The 1,287-nt window shown below is 65.9% G+C and carries 1 protein-coding gene; it reads left to right on the top strand.

Translation table 11 applies throughout. The features are described from left to right. Positions 1–1,196: exodeoxyribonuclease I (sbcB, locus tag AC097L_RS24790; RefSeq protein WP_479589376.1), on the top strand; the 1,196-nt coding region annotated here is incomplete at its 5' end. Between the last annotated feature and the right edge of the window lie 91 nt (positions 1,197–1,287).

The raw sequence follows: 1,287 nt of genomic DNA, 5'->3' as shown, positions 1-1,287 counted from the left end.
AACAAGCCTTCAGCCAGCCCGGCACCATCGGCGTGGGCTACAACACCATCCGCTTCGACGACGAGATCACCCGCTCCATGTTCTGGCGCAACCTGATCGACCCGTATGCCCGCGAATGGCAAAACGACTGTGGCCGCTGGGACCTGCTGGACGTGGTGCGCACCGCCTATGCCCTGCGGCCTGAAGGCATTGAATGGCCGACCAAACCCGATGGACAGCCCAGTTTTCGGCTCGAAGACCTGGCCCGTGCCAACGGCCTGCTGCACGAGGCCGCGCACGATGCCTTGTCCGACGTGCGCGCCACCATCGCCCTGGCCCGCCTTATCCGCACCGCCCAGCCGCGCCTGTTCGACTTCTGCCTGGGCTTGCACAAAAAAGACCGCGTGGCGGCGGAACTAGGCCTGCCCACCACGCTGCAGACGGCCAAGCCGTTTTTGCATATCTCCGGCATGTTCCCGGCGCAGCAGGGTTGTCTGGCGCTGATGTGGCCGCTGGCCATGCACCCGCAGCACAAAAACGAGCTGATTGCCTGGGACCTGGCCCACAGCCCGGCTGAACTGGGCCAGATGAACGCCGCCGACATCCGCCTGCGCCTGTTCAGCAAGGCCGAAGACCTGCCCGAGGGCGTGACCCGCCTGCCTATCAAGACCATCCACCTGAACAAGTCGCCCATGGTGGTGTCCAACCTGAAAACCCTGTCGCCCGCGCTGGCCGAGCGCTGGGGCCTGGTGGGCGACACGCTGCGCGCCCATGCCGCCGAGGTACGTGCACTGCCCGATATGAGCGCCATCTGGCCCGAGGTGTTCAGCCGCCCGCCGCAGGAGGCGCGTGATGTGGACGAAGACCTGTACGGCGGCTTCGTGGGCGATGGCGACCGCCGCCGCCTCAACGACCTGCGCGCCCTGTCGCCCGAAAAATTGGCCGGGGCCCGCGCCAGCTTTGACGACGAACGCCTGGTTGAGCTGCTGTTCCGCTACCGCGCCCGCAACTTTCCCGCCACCCTGAGCGCGGAGGAAGCCGCCCGCTGGGAAGCCCACCGCGCCGCGCGCCTGTTTGACGGGGAGGGCGGAGCCCGCACCATCGAAGGCCTGTTTGCCGAAATCGACACTTTGTCAGAGACGGCAGACGAGCGCGGCGAAGAAGTCTTGGGCGCGCTGTACGATTACGCCGAAGCGATCGCCCCCGCCCGCGATTAACTTGGAACCCCACCAGCCATGGCAAGAAGTCTCAGCAGCCTATGGTTGAAAAGCCTCACCCGTATCGCCAAATCCCAGCAAAACCAGCTGG

This window comes from Rhodoferax sp. RT5P35, assembly GCF_056521385.1.
This window is presented reverse-complemented; position numbering and strand designations above follow the sequence as displayed.